This is a genomic window from Pseudomonas aestuarii (assembly GCF_027988105.1).
Taxonomy (GTDB): domain Bacteria; phylum Pseudomonadota; class Gammaproteobacteria; order Pseudomonadales; family Pseudomonadaceae; genus Aquipseudomonas; species Aquipseudomonas aestuarii.
The window spans coordinates 95,159-114,068 of record NZ_JAQJZJ010000011.1 but is presented as its reverse complement, the minus strand read 5'-3'; the positions used below and the strand labels follow the sequence as shown (position 1 = coordinate 114,068).

Below are 18,910 nucleotides of genomic sequence, written 5' to 3'. Positions count from 1 at the left end.
TTTGTTCTGTACTGTATATGGATACAGTACTATGACAGGTGCACCATGTCCTGCACGATTCTCGGGCCACTGAGCAGCAGCTCCGTGAGCCTGCCGTTCTATTCCTTCCGCGTCCCGGCCGGGTTTCCCTCGCCAGCGCAGGATCACATCGAAGCCGAGATATCCCTCGACGAGCTGCTCGACCTGCGCGCGCCGCATATGTACCTGGTGCGCATCAGTGGCGACAGCATGATCGACGCGGGGCTGTTCGATGGCGACCTGGCGATCGTCAATCGAGCGATGCAGGGGCGGCCCGGCTTGATCGTCATCGCCGCGCTCAACGGCGATGCCCTGGTCAAGCGCCTGGCCAAGGAGGGCGAGCAGCTCGTGCTGCGGGCCGAGAACAAGGCCTACGCGCCGCGCTATGTACTCGAGGGGGACGAGCTGCTGATCTGGGGCGTGGTCACCCACAGCGTGCACTGCCATGTCCCAGGCTGAGTCGGCAATTGCCCTGGTCGACTGCAACTCGTTCTACGCCAGTTGCGAGCGGGTGTTCCGCCCGGATCTGCTGCGTACGCCTATCGTCGTGCTGTCGAACAACGACGGTTGCGTGATCGCCCGCTCGGCTGAGGCCAAGGTGCTGGGTATCAAGATGGGCGAGCCGTATTTTCAGATCAGACAAAAGCTGCGCCAGCACGGCATTCTGGCGTTCTCCAGCAACTACGCGCTCTACGGCGATATGAGTCAGCGGGTGATGACCATCCTCGAGGGGATGGCTCCGGTGCTGGAGGTGTACAGCATCGATGAGGCGTTCGCCGACCTGACCGGCATGCCCGGCAGCCTGGAGGCACTGGGGCGCGAGATGCGGGCACGGGTGCTGCGCTGCACGGGCATTCCGGTAGGGGTCGGCATTGCCCAGACCAAGACCCTGGCCAAGCTGGCCAACCGTGCGGCCAAGCAATGGCAGCGGCAGACTGGTGGGGTGGTGGACATCCGCCAGCCCGCAAAGCGCGACAAGCTGCTGAGGGCGATGGATGTCAGCGAGGTCTGGGGGATCGGCCGGCAGATGACCGCCCACCTGGCTGACATGAACATTCGTACGGCCTGGGAGCTTGCCCAGTCAGACGCCTGGACACTGCGCAGCAAGTTCTCGGTGGTGGTGGAGAAGACGGCCCGTGAGCTGCGCGGCACACCTTGCCTGGCGCTTGAGGAGCAAGTACCGCCGCGGCAAGAAATCTGCTGCAGCCGGATGTTCGGCAAACGCCTGCATGAGCTGGCGCCGATCCGCGAAGCGGTGGCCACCTACGCCGCCCGGGCCTGTGAAAAGCTCCGTACGCAGCACTCCCTGTGCAAGAAGGTGCGGGTCAGTATCCGCACCGGCATGTTCAACCCGGACGAGCCGAAGTTCGCCAAGGGCATTATCTGTGAGTTGCCCTATCCGACCGACGATACCCGGCTGATAACCAAGGCCGCCGCCGAGGGGCTGGAGCTGATCTACCGGGCCGGCTTTGCCTTCAGCAAGGCCGAGATCCTGTTGCTCGATCTGCGTCAGCGTGGCGAGTTCACCGACGACCTGTTCGTCGCGACACCGCCGGAGGCTGCCGAGCGGGTGATGGGCGTGATGGATGCGATCAATGCGCGCTGGGGGCGGGGGACCATGCACCCGGCAGGGGTGCCGGCGCAACCTGACTGGGGGATGCGGCGGGAGATGATGAGCCCAAGCTATACGACGCGGATCGAGCAGTTATGGCGGGTCACCTAAGGGCTGGGATGACTTGCCACGGAGGGGGCGGCTGCAGTCATTCATGCTCTGCCGCCTCGGTCCGAGCTGCGGTGGCGCGCCAAGACCACCCTCCGGGCTCTTCGGCCGTACGCTTGGCAAGGTTCATTGTCGCGGTAATTAGGGGGGGCAGTGTTGATCGGCCTGGTCGGCTGGTTACGTAACGGTTCCACCTGCAGGCGACGGCGCGGTTGATCAGTTCGGGGCCGGGCGGCGCTGATCGGTTCGGCCAGGTATTCGGCGCTCTGCGCCCGTTGCCGATCGGCGTCGTCGCGGCGGGCGAGGGTGGTCGCCAATTCACCCGCCTGCGACCGCGCCGCTAATGCCCGGCCTGGATCATCGCCTGCAGCGCCCATCGGCCCTTGGGCCATGAGGCACAAGCGCACACTCGACTATCCTAGCAATAGCCGAGCAGCCGATTTGAGGTCGAGCCATGAGCAACAAATACCAGGTTCTCCTGCACTCGATTTTCCAGGGGCCGTTGCCCGGCAACGTCCATTGGCGCGAGGTCGAGTCTTTGCTGCATCACCTCGGTGCAACCATCGAGCCCATTCTCGGTGCGCGCTTTCGGGTGCTGTTGAACCAGCACGAGTTCTTGCTGCACCACCCGCACCACGGCAATGTGTGCAGCAAGCAGGACATCAAGCACCTGCGTGAATGCCTGGCCAGCGCCGGCATGACCCCGGCGGACTATGACGAGAAGTTTGGCTGAGAGCCGAGTTGGGTGATGGAGGCGGGAAGGCAGCATGGCGCGTTGGTTGATGATGATTGGTGCAGCACTGTTGCTGCTCGGCGCCGTACTGCACTTCGCGCCCTGGCTGCTGCACTGGTTCGGCCGCTTGCCGGGCGACATCCGCCTCGAATCGCCACGCGGCCGGGTATTCATTCCGCTGACGTCGATGCTGCTGGTCAGCATCGTCCTGACGTTGCTGGTCAACCTGTTCCGGCGCTAGCGGCGGTATCGCCTGAGCGCATCAGTCCGGCCGCCACAGTTGCAGATAGCCGGCCTCGTAACTGCTATCCAGTTCGATGCTGACGGCCTCGCTCTCGCGCAATACCTCGGTGGTGACCAGCAGCGGCCGGGCAACATAGCCGCTGGGTGGCTCGCCGGAGAAGGCGCGGTTCAATTCGTCGACCACTTGCCAGCCATGGGCGCCGAGCGGTTCGGCAACGGTGGCGATCTGCTGGGACAGCCCGGAATGGATCCGCGCCAGCGCTCTGGCCGAACCGTCGCCGGCCGACACATGGCGGATATCCTGGCGTCCGAGCCGCGCCAGGGGCACATGGATATGGTCGAAATACACATCATTGATCGCCAGGCTGTGGGTCCAGGCCGAACCAAAGTGCTGCTGCAGTTGCCTGACTCGGCCGGCAATCTCCTCCGATACCCTGGCAATCGGCAGGTCCTCGATACTCAGCAGGCGACAGTCCGGGCACTCGCGGATGCGCTGGGCCATGCGCTTGGTCTTGGCCCTGGCAATGGCGAACTGGCTGTCGGTGAAGATCACCACGCCGACTGCCCCCTCGCCGATGATCAGGTCTGCGGCCATGTCCGCGACCACCTGCGGGTCGGTGGTGACGTTGCTGAACAGCCACTCGCTCGGCCCCGGTGTATCCCCTGCGTGCCAACCGACCAGGGGTATCTTGCGCTGCTTGAACCGCGCGGGCAGTTCCCCAAGCGCTTCTACGCCGAAGCCGCCGAGCACCACGCCGTCCGGTGCCTGCTGCAGCGCCTGCTCGGCCATACGCCGCCACTCGGCGGCATCGCCATGCCCATCCAGCGCCTGCACCCGCCAACCGATCAGTCTCGCCGCCTGCTCGACGCTGCGATACACCGCGACCACCCCGCCGTTGCGAAAGTCGGAGGCAAGGAACATCACCCGCTTGTCCGGCAGCGCCACCGGCCCCTCCAGAGGCCCTGTCCAGTCGGCATGGCTGACGGTCGTCAGTAGGCCAAGCAGGGCGGCGATCAGCAGGCTTAGTAAGGCACCAGCCTTCATGGCAGTCCTCCCTCCGCCCGGGTAGCACACAACCCGAGCGCCGTAGTCAGAGCATTGATGGCTCCATGCCATAGAGCATAGCGGCCGCTGCGAACCCTCGGCTCAGGGGCGCCGGGGCAGGGGCCTGCCCCGGCAATTCCTCGGTGGCCCTGACCGGCAATGGGCATGGTTGCCGCGCTAGGCAGCATCCACCCTGTCGCTGGCGAGCCACGCCTATCCCGCCGCGTGCTGCGGGCAGGCACGGCCATGTGGCTGGGCCACTTGCTCCCCGGCGGAGTCTCGCCTGGATGGCGCCAGTTCCCGAACCTGGGTTCGCCGTTAGTTCCCCAGCTCATAGGTTTTTGCAAAAACTTCAGAGCTTTCTGCAAGAAGCGGTCATGGCTATGCAACTAAATTCAATTATCCACTGTTTGCCGTGTGGATTGGCCGAGCGCAATGGTCAGACCAGTGCATTTGCGCCAAACCCAGTAACAGTGGTTCCTACAACAACAGTTTCCTTAAGAGGATGGGCGTGATGTTTAAAGCCAGTCACGTCTTGCAGGACGAGTTCCTTAACCGGATCTCGGCCGCCAAGGCCGCCGATTTTTTTCCTGTCATCAGCGCCAACTACAGCGTTGACGAGGCAGCCTATCTCACTGAGCTCTTGCAGCTCGCCGATCCCGGTGAAAATGGCATCGAGGCTATCCGCCATGGTGCCCGTACCCTGATTCAGGATGTACGTAGCCGGGACAATGCCGTCGATACCCTCGACGCACTGCTTCGTCAGTACAGCCTCGACACCCAGGAAGGGCTGATGCTCATGTGCCTGGCCGAGGCTCTGCTGCGCGTCCCTGACGCCGCCACCGCGGATGCGCTGATCCGCGACAAGCTGAGCGCCGCCGAGTGGGAACGCCACCTCGGTCAGAGCGACAATGTACTGGTCAACTTCGCCGCCTGGGGCCTGGTCATGACCGGTAAGGTGGTCGATCCGTCCGCTGCCGATGGCCGGCCGAAGAACGTCATCGGGCGTCTGGTCAAGCGCTCCGGCGAGCCGGTCATCCGCGCGGCGATGAACCAGGCGATGAAGCTGATGGGCAAGCAGTTCGTGCTGGGCCGCAACATCGCCGAGGCGTTGAAGAACGGTCGTGGAGAACGCGAAAAAGGCTACAGCTACTCCTTCGACATGCTCGGCGAGGCGGCACTGACTGCCGACGACGCCGAGAAGTACATGGCTGACTATCGCAAGGCGATCGACACCGTCGGTGCCGAGCCGCAGGTCGGCCCCGGCCCCAAGCCCTCCATCTCGATCAAACTGTCCGCCCTGCATCCGCGTTACGAAGTGGCCCAGCGCGAGCGCGTGCTCAGCGAGCTGTTCGCCAACGTGCTGGAGCTGGCCGTGCGGGCGCGCAAGCTGGGCGTGGGTATCTCGGTGGACGCCGAGGAAGCCGACCGCCTGGAACTGTCGCTGGAACTCTATGAGAAGCTGATGCGCGACCCGGCGATTGCCGGCTGGGGCGAATTCGGCCTGGTGGTGCAGGCCTACTCCAAGCGTTGCCTGCCGGTGCTGGTGTGGTTGACCCTGTTGGGCAAGGAACTCGGCGCCAAGATGCCGCTGCGCCTGGTCAAGGGTGCCTACTGGGACACCGAGATCAAGCAGTGCCAGGTCCTGGGCCTGGACGGCTACCCGGTGTTCACCCGCAAGGAAGGCACCGACACCTCCTACCTGGCTTGTGCGCGCTTCCTGCTGTCGGAGTTCACCCGCGATGTGATCTACCCGCAGTTCGCCAGCCACAACGCGCATACCGTCAGCTGCATCCTGTCGATGGCCGCCGAGCACCCGCAGCCGCGCGAGTTCGAGTTCCAGCGCCTGCATGGCATGGGCGATGCGCTCTATGACACCGTGCTGGAAAAGCATGGCAAGACCGTGCGCATCTATGCCCCGGTCGGTGCGCACAAGGACCTGTTGCCCTATCTGGTCCGCCGCTTGCTGGAAAACGGCGCGAACTCCTCGTTCGTCCACCAGCTGGTTGACCCGAGCACGCCGATCGAGTCACTGCTCGATCATCCGGTGACGCAACTGCGCCAGTTCAAAACCCTCGGCAATGACAAAATCCCCCTTCCGCCCGCGCTGTTCGGTGCCGCGCGGAAAAACTCCCAAGGCCTCAACATGAACATCCAGCACTCTCTCGCTGAGCTTGAGCTCGCCTATAAGCCGCACCTCAACCGTCAATGGCAGGCCGCACCGGTAATCAACGGCGAGAAGCTCGCCGGCACCGCGCAGGACGTGCACTGTCCCTATGAGTTGAGCAAGGTCGTCGGCACCGCCCAGTTCGCCAGCGCCGCCCAGGCGGCTCAGGCGCTGGACGGCTTGAGCGCAGCCTGGCCGCGCTGGAATGCCACCGCCATCGACAGCCGCGCGAGCATCTTCGAGCGTCTGGCCGATCTGCTCGAGAGCAACCGTGCCGAGTTGATGGCGCTGTGCACCGTGGAAGCCGGCAAGTCCATGCAGGACGGCATCGACGAAGTGCGCGAGGCGGTGGATTTCTGCCGTTACTACGCCCAGCAGGCGCGTCTGCGTCTGGGCCGCGAAGAGCTGAAAGGCCCGACCGGCGAGCGCAACGAGCTGTTCCACGAAGGCCGTGGCATCTTCGTCTGCGTCAGCCCGTGGAACTTCCCGCTGGCCATCTACCTCGGCCAGATCGCCGCCGCCCTGGTCGCCGGTAACTGCGTGCTGGCCAAGCCGGCCGAGCAGACCAGCCTGATCGCCGCGCGTGCCCTGGAGCTGATGTTCGAGGCCGGCCTGCCGAAGGATGTCATCGCTTTCCTGCCGGGCGATGGCGCCACCCTCGGCGGCGTGTTCTGCCGCGATGCCCGCGTCGCTGGCGTGTGCTTCACCGGCTCCACCGACACCGCACGGATCATCAACCGTCAGCTGGCCGAGAAGGCGGGGCCGATCGCCGCCCTGATCGCCGAGACCGGCGGCCAGAACGCGATGATCGTCGACTCCACCGCGCTGCCCGAGCAGGTGGTCAAGGATGCCGTGCAGTCGGCCTTCACCAGCGCCGGCCAGCGTTGCTCGGCCCTGCGCGTGCTCTATGTGCAGGCCGATATCGCCGAGCGCGTGCTGGATCTGCTCAAGGGCGCCATGGCCGAGCTGAAAGTCGGGCCGACTCACCTGCGCGAGAGCGACGTGGGCCCGGTGATCGACGCCGAAGCCAAGGCCGGCCTGGACGCGCATATCGCCCAGCTCAAGGGCGAGGGCAAGCTGATTGCTGAAACCCCGCTGCCGGCCAGCTTGCACGGTCATTTCGTCGCCCCGGTGGCGTTCGAGATCGGCGGCATCGCCGAGCTGAAGAAAGAGAACTTCGGCCCCATCCTGCACGTCGTGCGTTTCCAGGCGGCCGAGCTTGAAAAGGTGGTCGCCGCGATCAATGGCACAGGTTATGGCCTGACCCTCGGCGTGCACACCCGCAACGAGGAAACCGCAGATCGCATCGAGGCGCTGGCGCGGGTCGGCAACCTCTACGTCAATCGCAACCAGATTGGCGCCGTGGTCGGGGTGCAGCCGTTCGGCGGCTGCGGTCTGTCGGGCACCGGGCCAAAAGCCGGCGGTCCGAGCTACCTGTTGCGCTTCGTCAATGAACGCACCACGTCGGTCAACACCACCGCGGTGGGCGGCAACGCTTCGCTGCTGTCGTTGGGCGACGAAGACTGAGGCATTTCAGGGGCAGGCTCACAAGGCTTGTCCCGCCCCCGACCGGATTTCAGGCGTGCACCGGGTCGGTGGTTTCAAGGCAGTGACCGCATACGGCAGTCGCTTAAAAACTAGAACCACGGCCAGAGCCGTGCCAACAAGAGAACAACAAGATGAACGAGCAGAACGTTTTTGTTGTAGGGGTGACCTTCGTGGTCTACCTGGTGATGATGTTGTGGTTGGGCCTGGTGGCCTACAAACGGACCAGTAACCTGTCCGATTACATCCTCGGCGGCCGTTCCATCGGCCCGACCACCGCGGCGCTGTCGGCTGGCGCTTCCGATATGAGTGGCTGGCTGATGCTGGGTCTGCCGGGCTATGCCCTGGCAGCTGGTTTCGAAGCCACCTGGATCGCGGGTGGCCTGTTGGCGGGTACCTGGCTGAACTGGCTGTTCGTCGCCCAGCGCCTGCGCGTTTACTCGCACACGGCGAATGACTCGGTGACCATGCCGTCCTACTTCGAAAATCGCTTCAACGACAAATCCCGCGCCCTGCGGGTGGTGTCGGCGCTGATCATCCTGACCTTCTTCCTGTTCTACACCAGCTCTGGCCTGGTGGCTTCCGGCAAGCTGTTCGAAACCGTGTTCGGCTTCGACTACCAGATCGCCGTGATCGTCGGCACCCTGGCGGTGGTTTCCTACACCCTGTTCGGCGGCTTCCTCGCCGTGGCCTGGACCGACGTGGTGCAAGGCCTGCTGATGGCTGCCGCACTGGTATTGGTGCCGATATTCGCCCTTAACGTAGTGGGTGGTGTCGAAGCCGCCCACCTGGCGATCGCCGCGAAAAATCCCGAGCTGCTGACCTTCTTCAACGATGCCAAAGGCCAACCGCTGGGCATTATCGCGATCCTCTCGCTGGTCGGTTGGGGCCTGGGCTACTTTGGCCAGCCGCATATCCTCGCGCGCTTCAAGGCGATTTCCGATAACAAGGACATTCCGACTGCCCGTCGCATTGCGGTGAGCTGGACTGCCCTGACCCTGGTCGCTGCCTTGTCCATCGGCTGGGTGGCCTTGGGTTACCTGGAAACCGACCTGGGCGACGCCGAAACCGTGTTCATGGTCCTGGTCAACAGCCTGTTCCACCCGGTAGTGGCCGGTATCCTGATGGCCGCCGTGCTGGCCGCGATCATGTCCACCGCCGACTCGCAACTGCTGGTCAGCTCCTCGGCCCTGGCGGAAGACTTCTACAAGGCGATCCTGAAGAAGCACGCCAGCGACTTCGAACTGGTTTGGATCGGCCGTGGCGCCGTGGTCCTGATTGCAGTCATCGCCCTGGTGCTGGCCCTGAACCCGGACAATACCGTGCTGGGCCTGGTGTCCTACGCCTGGGCTGGCTTCGGCGCCGCCTTCGGCCCGGCCATCCTGCTGTCGCTGTACTGGAAGCGCATGAACCGCAATGGCGCTCTGGCGGGCATCATCCTCGGTGGCCTGACCGTGCTGATCTGGAAGCAGCTGTCCGGCGGGATCTTCGATCTGTACGAGATCATTCCCGGCTTTATCCTGGCAACCCTTGCCATCATCGTTGTCAGCCTGCTGACCAAAGAGCCGGAAGCCGCCGTGCAAGCCCAGTTCGACGAGGTCGAGCGCGAGCTGGCCTGATGAGTGTCATCCCCGCCTGCAGCCGGTCGTCTGCTGGCGGGGCACCCGAGTCAGGATTGCAATGCTGATGCCCGACTCGGGCCCCACGACGACCCGATAGTGCTTTGCCGGCCCACACCGTGTTGTGTAGGGCCGGTTTTTTTTGCCTGCGCGGATCAGCGGTCATGCGTGGGTGGCTGGAGCCTGCTATGCCTGACAAGACACACCGGTGGAGCGGGGCGGCGACCTAGGTCCGTCCTGTGCTGCACCGGCAGCAGGCGCAAGTAAGCGATGGTCGGACTCGCGGATGTGGAGGAATGGCGGCCCTCTTCCAGGTAATCGCAGTCGACTCTGTGACCGCCATTCAGCAACCCTGACAAGGGGTGTAATCATGGCAACCTTCATCTCGCTGGTTAACTTCACCGATCAGGGCATTCGAGCGGTCAAAGACTCCCCGGATCGTTTTCAGGCATTCAAGGCGCTGGCCGAAAAGGCGGGCATCGCGATCCATGCGGTCTATTGGACCGTCGGCAGTTACGACCTGGTGCTGATTGTCGAGGGGGACGAGGAGACCGCCACCGCCCTGCTGTTGAAAGTCGGCTCGCTCGGCAATATACGCACGCAGACCCTGCGCGGCTTCTCGGAGCAGGAAATGCGCAAGATCATCGGCAACATGCCTTAGCCCCTGATCCTGCCTGCAGGGTTTGCCGTAGCTGCAGGCGCTTCGCGGGTGTTGCATCGGCCCATGCTCGGAGAGGTGGGCCGTTTCTTTGTGAGGACCCGATGGCCGCAGTGCTTCATGGCTGCTCTTCGCCCACGCCTAGCGGCGCCATGCAGCGGTGAAGTTGGTCCTGCGGCTTGCGGCACGCGGCCGCTCGGTCCACGGCGCTGATGACGCCTGTCCGGCACGATTGCGTGTCGGCGCGCTGTGTTTACTGCAAGCATGGTTCTAAACTGCGGGACATAACTAAAACACTGCGTGATCTTGCCTGCATGAAAATCCATCCACTGCCTCCACTCAACAGCCTGGTGGCGTTCGAAGCGGCCGCGCGCCACCTGAGCTTTACCCTGGCGGCGCACGAACTGAACGTCACCCAGGGCGCGATCAGCCGCCAGGTGCGCCTGCTCGAGGACTACCTGGGCAAAACCCTGTTCGAGCGCACCACAAGGGCGATCAACCTGAGCCCGACCGGCAGCCAGTACTATGAGACTGTGCGGACCGCGTTGCTGCAGCTGGCCCATGCCACCGGTGAAATTCGCCACTGGCAGGGCGCGCAACAGGTGACCGTGGTCACCAGTACGGCGATGGCCTCGTTGTGGCTGCTGCCCAAGGTGGCCGAGTTTCAGCGCGATAACGAAGAGGTCGACCTGCGCATCATCGCCTATGACCAGGTCAAGGACTTCTCCCGCCTGGATTGCGACCTGGCGTTGTACTACTGCCGCACCCCACCGAAGGATATGCAGGTAACCCCGCTGTTCGCCGAGGAAGTGTTCCCGGTGTGCAGCCCGGGCTATCTGGCCAAGAACCCGACGCTGAGCACCCCGGAGCAGTTGGCCGACTGCACCTGGCTGTGGCTGGAAGATCCGCAGCGCGACTGGATCGGCTGGTCCGAATGGTTTCAGCGCCTGGGCTATAAAGGCATCGAGCCCAAGCGGCGGATCAACATCAACAGTTACTCGATGCTGATTCAGTCGGCGCTCAGTGGCCAGGGCATCGCGCTGGCCTGGTCGAACCTGATCGACAACCACCTGCAGACCGGCGCCCTGGTGCGGCCGATCGACACCGTGTTGCAGTCGGATGCGCAATTCTGCCTGCTGGAGCCGCTTGGTCGAGGGGTGATGCGCCAGAGCGTTAAATGCTTCCGCGCCTGGCTGCTCGACCAGCTGCCCCCTGCGCTGGGCGACGCCACGCTCGCTGGCGACGCATAACCAGCGGGCCGAAACGAACGCTGCCGCAGGCTTGTGGCCTGCGGCAGCGTTGCATGGAGCAGTCGCGGCGCTAGTCGTTGGGCTATGCGCGGCTATTCCTCAGCAGGCCTTTGGCGCGGGTAGCGCGAGGTGAGTTGGCCCCGCCCAGCGCGACCTAGGCGCAATGCCCGGGTCATGCTGGGAGTGTTCCTGCGTTAGCGACTGGTATCCCGGTGATGGCGTGGGGAACCCAGCGGAGCCGCCCGACGCAAGCGACGCGTCGTGACAGGGCTCAGGTGCAGGATGAATTCGCTGATCGATGGGTCTTGGAAGCTTGCCAGCCTGTCGCCATCCGCAACAGCGCCCAATAAATCCGCTTAACAATGTTCGACCCGCGTCAGGGCCGGGAAGCCCGGGCGATATCTACCGCGCGCCGCCGAATGCTGCAACGGCCACTGATGCTGGCCTGCTGTTGATTCCGGGTGGTTGCTATGAAGGTGGCTAAAGTGGCGTTTCCCTGTGCCTGCAGCAAGCCATTTTTTGTCATGGATTGATGATCTTTATGCATAAGAGCGCGCTGCCATAAGCCTGCCGGTACTCACACGAGGCGCATGGCCTGTAGTTGCGGATGGATGATTAAAAGTCATAAATGCAGCTGTAAAAATCGTTTGTCGAACAATCCCCTGATTCTCGAAACTCGCTGCCAACGGAGCCTGGCCAGCGAGCCTGCCGATCATTAGCCACCATGCCCAGCAGGGGAGAACAACAACAATGACTTCGACCACTTCTCAACACATTCCTGTGCATCATCTGGAAAGCGTCCTCAACCCGATTCACCAAGCCACCGGCCTGAGCAACGAGTTCTACATCGAGCAACGTCATTTCGAGTTGGAGCGCGATCAGGTGATGGGCAAGACCTGGGCCTGCGTCGGCTTCGCCAGCGACCTGACCCAGAACGGCTCGGTCAAGCCGGTCGACTTCATGGGCCTGCCGCTGTTGCTGATGCGCAACCGCGAGGGCCTGGTGCAGGTCTTCCACAACGTCTGCAGCCACCGCGGCATGAAGCTGGTGCAGGAAGAAGGCACCGTGCAGGGCGTGATCCGCTGCCCCTACCACTCCTGGACCTATGACCTCAACGGCGGCCTCAAGGGCACCCCGCACGTCGGCGGTATCGATGTGCACAAAGACGAGCGCTTCGCCTGCGAAAAGCATGGCTTGAAGGCGATCCGCAGCGCCATCTGGATGGACATGGTGTTCGTCAACCTGTCTGGCGATGCCCAGACCCTGGAAGAGATGCTCGCGCCGCTGACCGCGCGCTGGAGTCAGTTCCTCGGTGACGATGGCATGGACCTGCTGCGCCGCCGTCCGGGGTTTGATGCCACCACCCTGGACATCAACTGCAACTGGAAGCTGGCGGTGGAGAACTACTGCGAGGCCTATCACCTGCCGTGGGTGCACCCGAGCCTGAACACCTATTCGCGCCTGGAAGACCACTACAACATTCTGTTTGATGAGCGTTTTGCCGGTCAGGGCAGCTACGCCTACAACCTGTCGGATGTCGCCGGTACCCACCTGCCGAAGTTCCCCAGCTGGCCGCAGGACCGCCTGCGCAACGCCGAGTACGTGGCCTTCTTCCCCAACGTGCTGCTCGGCATCCAGGCCGACCACGCCTTCGCCATGCAGCTGGAGCCGGTCGCGCCGGGGCGCACCATCGAGCACCTGCGGTTGTTCTATGTCGGTGACGAGGCCCTGGGCGATGAGTACGCCGCGTGCCGCAACGCCATCCTGGAATCCTGGAAGGTGGTCTTCGCCGAGGACATCGCCTCGGTCGAAGGCATGCAGAAGGGCCGTCACTCGCCCGGCTACGGCGGCGGCGCCTTCTCTCCCGAGATGGATATCCCGACCCACTTCTTCCATCAGTGGGCTGCGCGTCAGCTGCTGGCCACCGTACCGTCCGCCTGAGGAGGCCGCCATGTATCCGATTGCATCCCACTGGCTCAACTACATCGACGGTGAGTGGCTCGATAGCGAGTCGCGCCTTACGGTCAACAACCCCGGCAGCGCAGAGCCTGTGGCGACCATCGCCCAGGCCACGGTCGCCGATGCCGAGCGCGCCTTGGCGGCCGCGCGGCGTTGCGCCGACAGCGGCGCGCTGAGCAGCGTGCGTCCGGCGCAGCGGGTCACCTGGCTGCTGCGTATCGCCGCAGAGATTCGTGCGGTCGCCGACGAAGGCGCCTGGGTGCTGTGCCAGGAAAACGGCAAGAGCCTCAACGATGCCCGCGATGAGTTCACCGAAGCGGCGCGCTACTTCGAGTACTACGCCGGCATGGCCGACAAGATCGAGGGCACCTCGATCCCGCTGGGCAACGGTTACATGGATTTCACCCTCTACGACCCCATGGGTGTGTCGGCGCAGATCGTGCCGTGGAACTTCCCGGTGTCGATCTGCGCCCGCTCGCTGGCGCCGGCCCTGGCCGCCGGCAATGCGGTGGTGATCAAGTCGCCGGAGCTGTCGCCGCTGGGCATGTGCGTGCTGATTCGCGCCATCGCCAAGGCCGGCCTGCCAAATGGCGCGGTCAACCTGATCTGCGGTCGTGGCCGTGAGGTCGGCAGCCATCTGGTGCAGAGCGCCAAGGTCGATCAGATCGTCTTCACCGGCTCGGTACCGACAGGCCAGACCATCCTGCGTGACGCCGCCGAGCACGCTATCCCCAGCGTCATGGAGTTGGGTGGCAAGTCGGCGGCGATCGCTTTCGCCGATGCCGACCGCCAGCAGCTGCTGGCCAGCGTCAAGGGCGGCATCTTCTTCAATGCCGGCCAGGTCTGTTCGGCCATGTCGCGCCTGCTGGTGCAGCGCGAGATCTATGAAGAAATCGTCGAGTCCGTCGTCGCCCTGGCCGAAGGCCTCAGCGTCGGCGTCGGTCACGACAACCCAGACCTGACTCCGGTGGTCAGTGCCGGGCAACTGGCCAGCATCGAAACCCTGTGTCGGCGCGCAATCGATGAGGGCGCGGTGGCGGCCACCGGTGGTGAGGCTTTCAGCGACAGGGCCGGGCATTTCATGCGCCCGACCGTGTTCCGCGATGTAAGCCCCGAGATGTGCATTGCCCAGGAAGAAGTCTTCGGCCCGGTGCTGGCGATCATCCCCTTCGACAGCGAGGAACAGGCCATCGCCATCGCCAACGGCACCGAATTCGGCCTGGTCGCCGGCGTATTTACCCAGGATATCAGCCGCGCCATGCGCTGCGCCCGGCGCCTCAAGGCCGGCCAGGTGTTCGTCAACGAGTGGTATGCCGGTGGTATCGAGACGCCGTTCGGCGGCGTCGGCCTGTCCGGTTTCGGCCGCGAGAAGGGCCAGGAAGCCCTGTACAGCTATGTGCGCACCAAGAACGTAGCGATCCGCGTAGCGGGGGAGTAAGCGACATGTTCAAGACCTGGCTCTGTGTGGTCTGCGGTTTGATCTATGACGAGGCCCTCGGCTGGCCGGACGACGGCATCGTCGCCGGCACCCGTTGGGACGATGTGCCGACGGACTGGAAGTGCCCCGAGTGCAAGGTCGGCAAGGAAGATTTCGAGATGCTCGACATCAGCCCGGTGGTCGCCGCCGCGGTGGCCAGCACGCCGCTGCCGCTGCCGCTGCCGCTGCCGAAAGCCGCACAGCCGGCAGTCGCCGAGGTGCGCCAGCCGATCGTTATCATCGGCAGCGGCTATGCCGGCTACGGCCTGGCCCAGGCCCTGCGCCGCGCCGACCCGCAGGTCGAGATCCGCGTGCTGACCCAGGAGTCCGGTCACCTCTATTCCAAACCGGCGCTGTCGATCGGCCTGGCTCAGGGCAAGAGTGCCGACGCCCTGGCCGGCGAGTCGGCGCTGGCGATCGAGAAGCGCCTGAAGATTCGCGTCTATCCCTATTGCCGGGTCGAGCGCATCGACGCCGAGGCGCGGCGCCTGCACACCAACATCGGCGAGATGGAGTATGGCCAGCTGGTCCTGGCCAGTGGTGCGGCGCCGATTCGTCTGCCGATCGAGGGCGACAGCCAGGCGCTGATCAGCGTCAACAACCTGCACGACTACCGCAGCTTCCGCGAGCGCCTGGTCGGTGTGCAGCGGGTGGCGATCCTCGGTGACGGCCTGATCGGCTGCGAGTTCGCCAATGACCTGGCCGCCAGCGGCTGCGCGGTCAGCGTCATCGGCCTCGGCCAGTGGCCGATGGAGCGCCTGTTGCCACGCGAGGCCGGCCAGCAGTTGCAGACGGCCCTGGGCGAGCTGGGCGTCAGCTGGCACCTGCAGAACACCCTCAAGCGCATCGAGCCGCTGGGCCAGGGCTATCGCCTGAGTCTGGCCGATGGTCAGCAACTGGAAGCCGACCTGGTGCTGTCCGCCGTCGGCCTGCGTCCCAACATGGCACTGGCCGAGACGGCCGGCGTCGCCGTGGGCCGCGGTATCCAGGTAGACGCCCGGTTGCAGTGCTCGCAGCCTGGCATTTACGCCCTGGGTGATTGCATCGAGATCAACGGTCAGCTGCTGCCCTACCTGGCGCCCATCAACCAGGGCATCCAGGCCCTGAGCAAGACCCTGCTCGGCCAGCCGACAGCGGTCAGCTACCCGCTGATGCCGGTGACGGTGAAAACCCCGGCCGCGCCGCTGTGCCTGCTGCCACCGGCCGTCGGAGTCGCTGGCGAGTGGCGCTGCACGGCTACCGCCGATGGCCTGAGCGCCGGTTACTACGATGCCGAGGGGGCGCTGCATGGCTTCGTCCTGCTCGGTCGCCAAGCACAAGTGCAGCGCAACAGTTGGCTGCAATCCTGTCAGAACGCTCAACGGGCCGTGGCCTGAGGGCTGTACCATGAAAAAGACCATCAATCTGCCCTACGACGATGCCAGCTGCGGCTGGTATGCCGCACTGCCCGCCGCTGCGCCGGCCACCCGCCTGCAGGGCGAGCAGCGCGCCGATTACACGGTGATCGGCGCCGGTTTTGTCGGCCTGGCCGCCGCTCGCCGGCTGGCCGAGCATCATCCCGAGGCGCGTATCCTGCTGGTCGACGCCCAGCGCGTTGGCTACGGCGCCTCGGGGCGTAACTCCGGCTTCGTCATCGACCTGCCGCACAAGTTCGCCCTCGAGCATCCGGACCCGGCGCACAAGCAACGCCTGCTCGGCCTCAATCGGGCCGCCATCGCCCAGCTGCAGGGGCTGATCGAGCGCCACGGCATCGATTGCCAGTGGTCGCATGCCGGCAAGTACCAAGGCGCGGTCGGCCCGCGCGGCCTGGCCTACCTCGATCACTTCGAGAAGTTGATGCGCGACCTCGGCGAGCCTTTCCGCCGGGTCGAGCGCGCGGAACTGGCCAAGGTGGTGGGCAGCCAGCACTACAGCGGGGCGATCTACACCCCGGGCTGCTACCTGATGCAGCCGGCGGCGCTGGTCACTGGCCTGGGTGGTTCGCTGCCGGGCAACGTCGAGCTGCTCGAGGAGTCGCCGATCCAGCGCCTGGAGCGCGACGGCCAGGGCGGCTGGATCCTGCACGGCAATAATGGCCGCATCCGCACGTCGCAGCTGTTGCTCGGCACCAGCATCTTCACCCAGGAGTTTGGCTACCTGCGCAACCGCCTGCTGCCGGTGATGACCTTCGCCAGCTGGACCCGGCCGCTGAGCGACGCCGAGTTGGCCGTTTATGGCGGCGAGCTGGACTGGGGCCTGACCCCGGCCGACCACGCCGGCACCACGGTGCGCATGACTCAGGATCGTCGCCTGATGATCCGCAACACCTACAAGCACGTGCCCAAATACGGCCAGAGCACCAGCGATGCCATGCGCGCCAGCGTGCGCGAAGATCACCGCAAGGCCTTCCTGGCGCGCTTCCCGCAGCTGGCCAACGTGCCGTTCAGCCACACCTGGGGCGGCGTCTACGCCATCTCACGCAACTTCACCAACTTCTTCGGCGAGCTGGCGCAGGGCGTCTACGCCTCGGCCTGCGACAACGGCGTCGGCGCGGCCTGGGGCACCATCTCCGGCACCCTGCTGGCCGATCTGGCGGTGGGTGCCGATTCGGCGCAGTTGCGCGATATCCAGGCGGTCACCGGCATGCCGTCGCTGAACCCGCCGGAGCCCTTCCTCGGCCTCGGCGTGCGCTCGCGCATTCGCCTGGCGGCCTGGAACAGTCGGAGCGAGCTATGACTCCGGTCGTTTCCGGGAAAGGCCCGGTGCTGCTGGTCGATCACCATGACCTGGAGTTCATCCCCCGTGGCGGGCCGCCCGGCGCGGCCTTTGTCGCCCGCGCCATCAGCAATGAAGTGTCGCCGAATATCGGTATCGGCTTTGCCCGCTGGGAGGGCGCCGAGGTCCACTGGACCCTGCTGTATGACGAGGTGATCTTCGTCATCGAAGGCTGTTTCGAACTGCAGGCCAACGGCGAGCTGTACCGGGTCAAGCCGGGCCAGCTGCTGTGGATACCGGAAGGCACCGAGCTGGTCTATGGCGGCCATGCGCTGTTCGGTTACGTGGTCCATCCGGGCGACTGGAAACAGCGTCACGGTCTGGCCTGAGCCTTCGCCCTGGTCGTTCTGCCGCCGCATCCCCCAGCCGGGAGCGGCGGTTTTCTTCGTTCTGGCCAAGGAGCCACGCATGCTCGGACTGACTAAGACCTTTGGCGCCCTGTACCTGGCCAGCCTGTTGATGCAGCTGGGCTCGACCCTGCTGATGACCTACCTGGCGCTGCGCCTGAGTGCCGACGGCGTGGCCGAATTCTGGGGCGGTGCGCTGATGGCCGCCAACGCCCTGGGCATGGTGGCCGGCGGCAAGGTCGGGCGCGTGCTGATCCAGCGGGTCGGGCATATCCGCACCTATGTCGCCTGTGGCGGGGTGATTGCCGCGGCCGTATTGGCCCACGAATTCAGCAGTGCCTTGCCGTTCTGGCTATTCCTGCGCGCGTTGGTCGGTCTGGCGATGATGTGCCAGCTGATGGTGCTGGAAAGCTGGCTCAACGACCAAGCCCGCAGCGACCAGCGTGGCAAGGTGCTGGGCATCTACATGGTGGCGATCTACGTCGGCATGGTGCTCGGCCAGCTGGCCCTGAGCTGGAAGGGCGATTTGGGCATCCACGCGTTGCTTGGCGTGGCCATGGCCTTTGCTCTGTGCCTGGTGCCGGTGGCCCTGACTCGCAGCATGCACCCGGCCGCGCTGCAGCCGGCGCCGGTCGATATCAAGCTGTTTATCCAGCGGGTGCCACAGTCGCTGGTCACCGTGCTGATGGCCGGGATGATCTACAGCGCCTTCTTCGGCCTGGCGGCCATCTATGCCAGTCGCCAGGGCCTGGATACCACCGAGGTCGGTCAGTTCATGGCGATGATCATCGGCGCCGGCCTGCTCGCCCAACTGCCCCTGGGCTGGCTGTCCGATCGCTTGCCGCGGGCCAGCCTGATCCGTGGCGTGGCGGTGCTGCTGGTCCTCGCCTGCCTGCCGTTGGGTTTCTCTCAGCAACCGTCCTTCGGCGTCCTGCTGCTGGTCGGCGCCTGCATCGGCTTTCTGCAGTTCTGCCTGTATCCGCTGGGCGTGGCCCTGGCCAACGACAATATCGAGGCCGAACTGCGCGTGTCCCTGGCCGGGCTGTTGCTGGTGACCTACGGCGTCGGCGCCGCTATCGGCCCGTTGCTGGCCGGCGCGCTGATGGAGCGCTTCGGCGCCTCCAGCCTGTACTACTTTTCCGCCGCCTGTGCTGCGCTGCTGGCCCTATCGGTCGGCCAGGGCAAGGTCAGCGGTGCGCACCTGCAGGAGGATGCGCCGCTGCATCACCAGGCCACCCCGGTCGGCTTGGCCAGCGCCACCCTGGCCGCTGCGATCGAGCCGGCCAGCCCGCACGCAGTCGAGCCGCAAACCACCGAGGCCCCGACGATTACTGCACAGCCCGAGTGATCGGGCGCTTGACCTGACAGCCTTGCT

Annotated in this window: 15 protein-coding genes; 14 read left to right on the top strand and 1 reads right to left on the bottom strand. The window is 64.9% G+C overall.

What is annotated here, in order from left to right; translation table 11 throughout:
* Window positions 1-45: 45 nt before the first annotated feature.
* From PH586_RS20325 to PH586_RS20310, 4 genes are all read left to right on the top strand, one after another.
* A complete protein-coding gene (locus PH586_RS20325) occupies window positions 46-477 on the top strand; it encodes a LexA family protein (protein ID WP_271349623.1) in 432 nt (143 codons plus the stop codon).
* Complete coding sequence (locus PH586_RS20320; RefSeq protein ID WP_271349622.1) at window positions 464-1,741, top strand: Y-family DNA polymerase; 1,278 nt, start codon at window positions 464-466, stop codon at window positions 1,739-1,741. Before PH586_RS20325 ends, PH586_RS20320 begins: the two co-directional genes overlap by 14 nt.
* A gap of 451 nt (window positions 1,742-2,192) precedes the next feature.
* Window positions 2,193-2,471 (top strand): hypothetical protein, encoded by a 279-nt coding sequence (locus PH586_RS20315; RefSeq protein ID WP_271349621.1) that lies wholly within the window; start codon window positions 2,193-2,195, stop codon window positions 2,469-2,471.
* A 34-nt stretch (window positions 2,472-2,505) separates the two neighbouring features.
* A complete protein-coding gene (locus PH586_RS20310; protein WP_271349620.1) occupies window positions 2,506-2,712 on the top strand; it encodes a DUF2905 domain-containing protein in 207 nt (68 codons plus the stop codon).
* A 21-nt stretch (window positions 2,713-2,733) separates the two neighbouring features.
* Here PH586_RS20310 and PH586_RS20305 read toward each other — a convergent pair whose 3' ends face one another.
* Window positions 2,734-3,759, bottom strand: coding sequence for a substrate-binding domain-containing protein (locus PH586_RS20305; protein ID WP_271349619.1), 1,026 nt, complete (start codon window positions 3,757-3,759; stop codon window positions 2,734-2,736).
* Window positions 3,760-4,273: 514 nt separating this feature from the next.
* On the opposite strand from PH586_RS20305, the gene putA reads away from it, so the two are divergent.
* The 10 genes from putA (at window position 4,274) to PH586_RS20255 (ending at window position 18,883) form a co-directional block, all read left to right on the top strand.
* The gene (gene putA / locus PH586_RS20300; protein WP_271349618.1) at window positions 4,274-7,453 is read left to right on the top strand and encodes a bifunctional proline dehydrogenase/L-glutamate gamma-semialdehyde dehydrogenase PutA; all 3,180 of its coding nucleotides are present in this window, start codon (window positions 4,274-4,276) and stop codon (window positions 7,451-7,453) included.
* Between the two features lie 152 nt (window positions 7,454-7,605).
* The gene (gene putP, locus PH586_RS20295; protein WP_271349617.1) at window positions 7,606-9,090 is read left to right on the top strand and encodes a sodium/proline symporter PutP; all 1,485 of its coding nucleotides are present in this window, start codon (window positions 7,606-7,608) and stop codon (window positions 9,088-9,090) included.
* Between the two features lie 370 nt (window positions 9,091-9,460).
* On the top strand, window positions 9,461-9,751 hold the full coding sequence (locus tag PH586_RS20290) for a GYD domain-containing protein (protein WP_271349616.1): 291 nt from the start codon (window positions 9,461-9,463) through the stop codon (window positions 9,749-9,751).
* 311 nt (window positions 9,752-10,062) lie between these two features.
* A complete protein-coding gene (locus tag PH586_RS20285) occupies window positions 10,063-10,998 on the top strand; it encodes a LysR substrate-binding domain-containing protein (protein WP_271349615.1) in 936 nt (311 codons plus the stop codon).
* Between the two features lie 750 nt (window positions 10,999-11,748).
* On the top strand, window positions 11,749-12,939 hold the full coding sequence (locus PH586_RS20280) for an aromatic ring-hydroxylating oxygenase subunit alpha (protein WP_271349614.1): 1,191 nt from the start codon (window positions 11,749-11,751) through the stop codon (window positions 12,937-12,939).
* 10 nt (window positions 12,940-12,949) lie between these two features.
* Window positions 12,950-14,395, top strand: coding sequence for an aldehyde dehydrogenase family protein (locus tag PH586_RS20275; protein WP_271349613.1), 1,446 nt, complete (start codon window positions 12,950-12,952; stop codon window positions 14,393-14,395).
* 5 nt (window positions 14,396-14,400) lie between these two features.
* A complete protein-coding gene (locus PH586_RS20270) occupies window positions 14,401-15,810 on the top strand; it encodes an FAD-dependent oxidoreductase (RefSeq protein ID WP_271349612.1) in 1,410 nt (469 codons plus the stop codon).
* 10 nt (window positions 15,811-15,820) lie between these two features.
* The gene (locus PH586_RS20265; protein WP_271349611.1) at window positions 15,821-17,149 is read left to right on the top strand and encodes an NAD(P)/FAD-dependent oxidoreductase; all 1,329 of its coding nucleotides are present in this window, start codon (window positions 15,821-15,823) and stop codon (window positions 17,147-17,149) included.
* Window positions 17,146-17,517 (top strand): ethanolamine utilization protein EutQ, encoded by a 372-nt coding sequence (locus tag PH586_RS20260; RefSeq protein WP_271349610.1) that lies wholly within the window; start codon window positions 17,146-17,148, stop codon window positions 17,515-17,517. The genes PH586_RS20265 and PH586_RS20260 overlap by 4 nt, the downstream gene beginning before the upstream one ends.
* A gap of 79 nt (window positions 17,518-17,596) precedes the next feature.
* Complete coding sequence (locus tag PH586_RS20255; RefSeq protein ID WP_271349609.1) at window positions 17,597-18,883, top strand: MFS transporter; 1,287 nt, start codon at window positions 17,597-17,599, stop codon at window positions 18,881-18,883.
* Window positions 18,884-18,910 lie beyond the last annotated feature (27 nt).